The sequence below is a fragment of the Streptomyces hainanensis genome (assembly GCF_004348415.1).
GTDB classification, from domain to species: domain Bacteria; phylum Actinomycetota; class Actinomycetes; order Streptomycetales; family Streptomycetaceae; genus Streptomyces; species Streptomyces hainanensis.
In genome coordinates this window covers 1-8,232 of sequence record NZ_SMKI01000361.1, presented here as the reverse complement: position 1 = coordinate 8,232, position 8,232 = coordinate 1, and the positions used below count along the sequence as shown (strand labels likewise).

The 8,232-nt window shown below is 71.6% G+C and carries 5 protein-coding genes; 1 reads left to right on the top strand and 4 read right to left on the bottom strand.

Annotated elements, in window-relative coordinates; translation table 11 throughout:
- Positions 1-4,716 (top strand): FtsK/SpoIIIE domain-containing protein (locus E1283_RS26885; protein WP_341829955.1); only part of this gene is annotated, 4,716 nt, incomplete at its 5' end.
- A gap of 83 nt (positions 4,717-4,799) precedes the next feature.
- Here the strand turns inward: E1283_RS26885 and E1283_RS26880 are convergent.
- The 4 genes from E1283_RS26880 to E1283_RS26865 all read right to left on the bottom strand — a co-directional run bounded on the left by E1283_RS26880 (position 4,800) and on the right by E1283_RS26865 (position 7,896).
- The gene (locus tag E1283_RS26880) at positions 4,800-5,777 is read right to left on the bottom strand and encodes a TerC family protein (protein ID WP_132820748.1); all 978 of its coding nucleotides are present in this window, start codon (positions 5,775-5,777) and stop codon (positions 4,800-4,802) included.
- A 145-nt stretch (positions 5,778-5,922) separates the two neighbouring features.
- Positions 5,923-6,366 (bottom strand): hypothetical protein, encoded by a 444-nt coding sequence (locus E1283_RS26875; RefSeq protein WP_132820747.1) that lies wholly within the window; start codon positions 6,364-6,366, stop codon positions 5,923-5,925.
- 51 nt (positions 6,367-6,417) lie between these two features.
- Complete coding sequence (locus E1283_RS26870; protein ID WP_132820746.1) at positions 6,418-6,729, bottom strand: hypothetical protein; 312 nt, start codon at positions 6,727-6,729, stop codon at positions 6,418-6,420.
- 57 nt (positions 6,730-6,786) lie between these two features.
- The gene (locus E1283_RS26865) at positions 6,787-7,896 is read right to left on the bottom strand and encodes a hypothetical protein (protein WP_132820745.1); all 1,110 of its coding nucleotides are present in this window, start codon (positions 7,894-7,896) and stop codon (positions 6,787-6,789) included.
- Positions 7,897-8,232 lie beyond the last annotated feature (336 nt).

The window sequence follows — 8,232 nt, the reverse complement described above, 5'->3', positions numbered from 1 at the left end:
GCCACACCCTTACCCCGGGATAACCACCACCCGGGCTGGACTACCTTCCTGCGTCACCCCATCACTCACCTACTACCCCCTCGGGTCACCGGCTCCACCACTCCCACCTCGTCCGAAGACTCAGCAGCGGCGCTCGACACCCCGAGGCTCTTCCTGGGCGAGCGCCTGCTCGACTCCGACGCGCCGCTCGGCATCGGCGGCGTCCGCGACGGCGTGCTGCTCGGCCGCGGCGCGCCGGCGCCCCACCGGGCCAGCGCCGCCCGCGCCTGGACCCCGCCCGCCACCGACCCGGCGCTCCTCGAACTGCGCCACGTCTCGGGCCCCGGCGCCGGCCGGATCTGGCGGCTCGGCCCCGGCGCCTACGAGATCGGCACCGACCGCAGCTGCGCCATCCGGCTCGCCGACAGCTCGACCGACGACCCGAACGAGGACGACGGGCTGCCCCCCGCCGGCACTTGGATCACCGTCCACACCGACGGCACCGCCAGCTACCGGCTGCCCGAGGACGCCGACTTCGACCAGTGCGGGCTGCGCAGCCTCACCCCGCCGCCGCCCGTCGACCCCGAGACCGGCACCCCGCTCACCGACGAGGAGCCGGCGGGTCCGCAGGACGGCGGTCCCGGCGGGCACAGCGTCGAGCCGACGCACACCATCGGCCCCGACGGCCAGCCGGAGCCGCCCGAGCCGCCGCCCCCCGGCCAACTGCCGCCGCCGGACGCCGGCTTCGAGGACTGGCCGCTCTTCGCCGACCTCACGCTCGGCGACCACCTGCTGCGTCTGACGCCGCCGTTCGAGCCGGACGCCGCCGTCAAGCCGGCCCCCGACGGCCTGACCATGGACTACAACCGGCCGCCCCGCATCGTCCCGCCGCTGGACGCCGAGAACCTGAGCCTGCCGGGCCCGCCGTCGCCCCCCGGGCCGCGCACCTTCCCGCTCATGCTCATGCTCTCGCCGCTGGTCATGGGCCTCGCCATGATGGCGATATTCCGGTCCTTCTACTTCATGATCCTCATCCTGTTCACGCCGCTGATGGCGGTGGGCAACTGGCTGACGGGCCGCCGCTCCAACCGGAAGCGGCACGAGGAGCAGATGCGCCGCTTCCGACTGCGCCGCGCCGCCCTCGAACACGAGATGCGCCGGGCCACCGTCGAGGAGCGCGGGCTGCGCAACGAGGCGTCCCCCGACCCCGCGGCCGTCCAGCTCACCGCGACGGGCCCCGGCCGCCAACTGTGGGAACGACGGCGGCACCACGGCGACTACCTCACCCTGCGGCTCGGCACCGTCGCCCGCGCCTCGCTCAAGAAGATCAGCGACCAGGCGCGCGAGACCAACCACCGCCAGGTGCACTGGCGCCTCGCCGACGTGCCGCTCGGCGCCGAGATCCGCCAGCTCGGCGTGCTCGGCCTCACCGGCACCAGCACCACCGCCCGCGCCGTCGCCCGCTGGGCCGTCGCCCAGTCCGCCGTCCTGCACAGCCCGCGCGACCTGCGGATCGTCGTCCTCACCGACGAACAGCACGTCGACGACTGGGCCTGGGTCCGGTGGCTGCCCCACCTCAGGCCCGCCAGGTCAGGCACCGGCGCCCCGCTGATCGCCCTCGGCAACGACCCCGAGTCCACCTCCCGCCGGGTCAGCGAGCTCTTCGCCGAGATCCAGGTCAGGACGGCCGTCACCGGCGGCGCCGGGCGGCAGGCCGCCGCGCCCGCCGAGCCCGACGTGCTGGTCATCATGGACGGCGCCTACCGGCTGCGCGAGGTGCCCGGCGTCACCCAGATCCTCACCGAGGGGCCCCCGGCCCGGATCTTCAGCATCTGCCTCGACGAGCGCGAGCGGCTGCTGCCCGAGCAGTGCACCGCCGTCGTCACCGCCGTCGGCAACCGGCTCACCGTCCGCAGCTCGGGACACCCGACCGTCACCGGCGTGCGCGCCGACCAGGTCGACCCCGAGTGGTGCGAGGAGGCGGCCCGCGCCCTCGCCCCACTGCGCGACGTCAGCGTGGACGCCGACGCCGGACTCCCCACCGAGGTACGGCTGTTGCCGCTGCTCGGCCAGGAGCCGCCCAACCCGGCCGCGCTGGTGGCCGACTGGCAGCGCCGGCCGGCCAGCACCGCCTTCGTCATCGGCTCGGGCTTCGAGGGGACCGCCGTGCTCGACCTGGCGGCCGACGGCCCGCACGGACTGATCGGCGGCACCACCGGATCCGGCAAGTCCGAACTGCTCCAGACCATGATCGCCTCGCTGGCCGCCGTCAACCGGCCCGACGAACTGACCTTCGTGCTCGTCGACTACAAGGGCGGCAGCGCCTTCCGCGAGTGCGCGGAACTGCCGCACACCCTGGGCATGATCACCGACCTCGACGGCCACCTGGTGCAGCGCGCCCTGGCCTCGCTGGACGCCGAACTCAAGCGCCGCGAACAGCTGCTGGCCGACGTCGGCGTCAAGGACCACCGCGAGTACCGGGCCAAGCGGGCCCGTGAACCCGAGCTGCCCCCGCTGCCCCGACTGCTGCTCGTCATCGACGAGTTCGCCACCCTGGTCCGTGAACTCGTCGAGTTCGTACCAGGACTGATCAGCCTCGCGCAGCGCGGCCGCTCGCTCGGCCTGCACCTGATGCTCGCCACCCAGCGCCCGGCCGGCGCCGTCAGCAACGAGATCCGCGCCAACACCAACCTGCGGGTCGCGCTGCGCGTCACCGACCGCACCGAGTCCACCGACATCATCAACTCGCCGGCCGCCTCCGGGATCTCGCCCGCCACCCCGGGCCGGGCCATGATCCGGCGCGGCGACGGCCCGCCGCTCCCGTTCCAGACCGCCTGGGTCGGCGCCGAGCGCGCGCCCGCCGACGGCACCGGCGAGACCCGCGCCGGCACCGGACCCCGGGCGGTCCGCGGCGCCGAGCTGACCTGGCAGCAGCTGGGCCGGCCCGTCGCCATGCCGACCGACCTCGACGACCTCGTCGCCGCCCCCGAGGCCGAGGCGGGCGAGCCCCAGGACCCGCCCACCGACCTCAGCGAGCTGGTGGCCGCGGTGCGCGCCGCGGCCGAGGTGCTGCCCGACTTCACGCCGCAGCCGCGCCCCTGGCTCCCGCCGCTCGACGAGCGCGTCACCATGCCGGAACCCGAGACCGACCCGGCCCCCGGCTCCCTGCGGCTGCAGCCCGTGCCCTACGCCTACTTCGACCTGCCGCACCGGCAGGACCAGCGGCTCGGCTACCTGGACTTCGCGTCCTTCGGCCACCTCTACGTCATCGGCGCACCCCGCTCGGGCCGCACCCAGACGCTCCGCACCATCGCCGGCGCGGCCGCCACCTACCTGACCACCGACCAACTGCACATCTACGGCATCGACGCCGGCGGCGGCGGCCTCTCGACGCTGGAGACCCTGCCGCACTGCGGCTCGGTGGTCTCCCGCCACGACCCCGAGCGCCTCGACCGCCTCGTCCGCCGGCTGATGGCCGAACTCACCGAGCGGCAGAGCCAGATCGCCCGCGAGGACGTGACCTCGATCTCCGAGCTGCGCGCCAAGCTGCCGAAGGCCGAACGCCCCGCGCACCTGCTGCTGCTGATCGACGGCTGGGACGCGCTCAACAGCATGCTCGACAAGTACGACGGCGGCCGGCTGCTCGACGAACTGCTCCGGCTGCTGCGCGAGGGCGCCGCCGCCGGCATCCACGTGATCGCCACCTCCGAGCGCATCCTGCTCGGCGGCCGCCCGGCCCAGCACAACGACCGCCGGCTGCTGCTCCGCCAGACCGACCGGATGGACTTCGCCGCGGCGGGCATCAACCGGCGTTCCGTGCCCGAGCGCATCCCGCCGGGACGCGGCTGGTTCACGCCGGGCGCCACCGAGGCGCAGATCCTGCTCCTGCCGGCGCAGACGCCGGCGGCCGGCACCGGTTCGAAGCTGGACAAGGCGCCGGCCAGGGGCCGCGGCGACCAGGCCGACGCGCTCCGCGCCATCGGCCGCCGCGCCACCGCCCGCGACTCCGGGATCGCCGACGGGCAGCGGCCGTTCCAGATCAGCGAACTGCCCACCGTGGTCGGCTTCCAGGAGGCCGTGGACCTGATCCCCGAGGAGCAGCGCCGCCCGATGTGGGCGCTGCTCGGCCTCGGCGGCGACGAGGCGGCGCCGATCGGCTACGACTTCACCGCCGACGTCGGCTCCTTCATCGTCGCCGGCCCGCCCGGCAGCGGCCGCTCCAACACCCTCGCCGCGATGTCCGTCTCCCTGTTGATGGGCGGTACGGCGCTGGTGGTGCTGACCCCCAGGGACTCGCCGCTGCGCCGCCTGGCGGCGCACGGCCTGGCCCGGGTGCTGTCCTCGTCCGACCCGACGGGCGACGAACTGGAGGCCGCGCTCAAGTCGTTGGAGGGGCGGCCGGCCGTGGTGGTGGTCGACGACGCCGAGATGCTCATGTCGGGCCGCGCCGACCAGGCACTGCGCCGCGTCGCCTCGGCGGGCCGGGACCGCGGCCTCGCCCTGCTGCTCGCCGGCCCGGCGGACGGCATGACCGCGATGGGCTGGATCGGCATCGTCCGCCGGGCCAGGCGCGGGATGCTGCTGGCGCCGAAGAACCTGGGCGAGGGCGAACTGGTCGGCGTCCGGCTGGCGCCGGAACAGCTCCGCCCGCCGTCCACCCCCGGCCGCGCCTGGCTCGCCGACCGTCAGGGTCGCCCGGTCGCCATCCAGATCCCGCTGACCGTCCTCCAGGAGTAACGCCCGTCTCCCGTACGGTCCTTCGCGGCCCGGCCCCTCCCCGGGGGCCGGGCCGCGCCCCGTTCCGCCGCCTACCCGGCCGCCTACTCGGCCGCCTTCTCCGCCGCCTGCCGCGCCGCCCTCCTCGTCGCCGCCAGGCTGGTGAGCGTCGTGACCACCAGCACGCCGCAGATGACGCCCAGCGAGACCGGGGTGGAGATCTCCGGCACGTGCAGGCTCGTCGTCTCGTGGAGGCCGTGCAGGACCAGCTTCACGCCGATGAAGGCGAGGATGGCCGACAGGCCGTACGACAGGTGGACCAGCTTCTTCAGCAGCCCGACGATGAGGAAGTACAGCTGACGCAGGCCCATCAGCGCGAAGGCGTTCGCCGTGAACACGATGTACGGGTCCTGGGTCAGGCCGAAGATCGCCGGGATCGAGTCCACCGCGAACAGGACGTCCGTGAGGCCGATCGCCAGCATGACGATCAGCATCGGGGTGACCAGCCGCCTGCCGTTCTCGCGGATGACCAGCTTCGTGCCGTGCCACGCGTCGGTGGAGGGCACGCGGCGCTGGATGGCCTTCAGCAGACGGCCCTCCTCCCAGTTCTCGTCCTCCTCGTCGGCGCGGGCCTCCTGGACGAACTTCCAGGCGGTCCAGACGAGGAAGGCGCCGAAGACGAAGAAGACCCAGGCGAACCTGTTGATCGCGGCCGCGCCGAGGGCGATGAAGACGGCGCGCATCACCAGCGCGATCAGCACGCCGACCATCAGCACCCGCTGCTGGTAGATCGACGGCACCGCGAACTTCGCCATGATCAGCACGAAGACGAAGAGGTTGTCGACGCTGAGCGACTTCTCGGTGATGTACCCCGCGAAGAACTCACCGGACGCCTGCCCGTCACCCCAGACCAGCACGCCGACGCCGAAGAGCACGGCCAGCACGACCCAGACGACCGTCCAGACCCCGGCCTCCCTGAGCGAGACCTCGTGCGGCTTGCGGCCGCCTATGAAGAAGTCGGCCGCGATGAGCACACACAGCCCGACGACCGTGAGCACCCACACGGTCACTGAGACGTCCAACGTCGATCCCTCTCCTTGATGCGAACCTGAAGACGGCTCAAGGATCACCAAGAAGTGGTAAAGGAAACGTCAGGAGTTCGCCTCATGCCGCGGCGGCCGGACCCCGCCCAGGGGTCCGGCCGCCGTCACACCTCGGCGGAGGCTGTCACCCGTGGCCGGTGAGCTGGGTGCGGTCCTCGTTCCAGGTGACCGGCGTGCCGCCGATGTTGTTCTCGCTGTTCCACTCGGGCGGGTCCGGGGGCTCGGTGGTGAAGTCCTCGGCCGTGACCTCGTAGCCGCCCTCACCGTCCAGGCTGGAGAGCGTGGACGAGAAGAGCTCCGCGTCGTTGTTCTGCAGGCTCTCCTTGATGCCGGTGAAGATGTTCGCGAAGATCTGGAGGTTGCCGGCCGCCGACTGCAGCGACCGGCTGAACTCCTCGTACGCGGTCTTCAGGGCCGGGCTGGCCTGCTCCAGGTAGAGCCCGTTGTCCAGCAGCGTGCTGACCTCGGCCATCAGGCTGTAGATCTCGGGGATGATGATGCCGCACTGGGTGCTGAGCTTCGTCGTGGTGTCGAGAATGCCCGCGTAGTCGGCGGAGAGATCCGCCATGGTCGCCTCCTTCGTTCGTGGTCGGTGGTGGAGTGGGGGCGCGGCGGCCCGCTACTGCGCCGGCGGGTTGTTGAGGTTGTTCGCCATCTGCTCGTCGAGGTCGATCATGCCGTCCTTGATCGCGACGAACTGGTCGGCGAACGAGCTGATGTTGGTGATCAGCTCGGTCAACTGGGTGTGGAACTCGGTGTACTTCTGGGTGAGCACGCCGCCGGTGTTCGGCATGATCAGGTGGTTCGCCAGCGCGTCGTCGACCGCGGCCTTGGCCGCGTCGGCGGCCGGCTGGATGACCGTCTCGTTGCTGGTGCGCATGGCCGTGGCGGCGCTGTCCACGTCCTGGTAGGTGATGCTGATGTTGGGCATGGCCGGGTCTCCCTCGGTCGCTCGGACGAATTGCGTGGTGCCGTGAAGTAGCTGGGGTCAGTCCTCCGCGTCCTCGTCCACCCACCGGTTGCCGGGGCCCTCACGGGTGTACGTGGTGGTCGTCTCGTTCCCGTCCTCGTCCGTCTCGGTGACGGTCCTGGTTCCGGAACCGTCCTCGTTGATCGTGACGTCCTCGACGCTCTTCGTGCCGTCGGAGTTCTCGGTGGTGACGGTGTAGTCGCGGTCGTCGTAGTGCAGACCGTCGGTCCTGTCCCCCTCGTACTCCCTGACGGACGTCGACTCGTCCTCGCCATGCGTCGTCGTCGCGTTCTCCTTGACGACCTCGCCGTCGGCGTCGTACGTGTAGTCCGTGACGGTCTTCGTCTCCGACTCGTCCGGCAGCTCGACGGTCACCGTCTCCTGGGAGACGTTGCCGTCGTCGTCGTACGTGTAGTCGGTGGTCTGGGTGATCTCCTCGCCGTCCGGCAGGGTGGTGGTCGAGGTCTCGCTCGTGATCTCGAAGTCCTCGTTGTACGAGAGCGTGACCTCCGTCGTCGAGCCGTCGGCGTTGGTGAACTTCATCCGGCTCGGCGGGTTCTCGTCCGGGACGGGCGGCTCGTCGGGGCTCGGTTGCTGGGGAGCCTTGTTCTCGTCGAGGTCGTTCTCCCACTGCTCGCAGAAGTCCGGGCGGTCGTCCTCGGCGCAGACCTCGCCCATCACCGCGTCGGGGTGCTCCTCGAAGTAGTCGGACGCGCCGATGCTCTCCAGGTACTCGTTCCACTCCTCGGTTGCCTCGACCCAGTTCTCGTGGCGCTCCTTCTCGTCCAGCCAGCGGTTGAACTCCGACTTGGCCGAGGCGGCCGCCGCGCCGGCGGCGATCTCCGAGTCCTGCTGGAACAGGGCCTGCGCGACGCCCTCGAAGGTGTCGCCGAACTGCCGCAGCTTCTCGGTGGCCTTCTCGGTTCGCTGCTTCGACATCCGGAAGAACACACTGAACTGGCTGGACAGATAGCTGGAGCCGAACACCGCCGTGTTCTCGGAGGCGGTGCGGTTCCCCAGCTCCGCGAACTTGCCGCTGCCGCCGCCGTCGCCCGCCTGGTCGGCGAGCGAGTGCATGCCGCGCTGCATGGCGTAGAGCTCTTCGTAGTCCATCAAGAAGTCGGGCATACGCGCCTCCCGGGCCCGGTGGTCGTCGGCCCCCGCGTGGGGGGCGCCTTCTCACCCTCCACGCACCAGCCGTGGGGAAGGTTCAGGCCGATCGCGGAAGTGAACCCCGGAGCCCGCTCGCGCGTGGAGGTTGCGAGGGAGGCCACCGGAGCCCCCGCGGCAGCGAGACGCAGCGAAGAAGGAGAGGGATCCAGGTTATGCCCCGCCCGCCGGACTGGAGTGCGATCAACCTGGGTGAGGACCCGACGCCGGGTGATCCGGACGAACTTCAGTCGCTGATTGACTCGCAGGCCGATCTCCTGGATATCGCTGATGAGGTCGACAGCAGTCTGACCA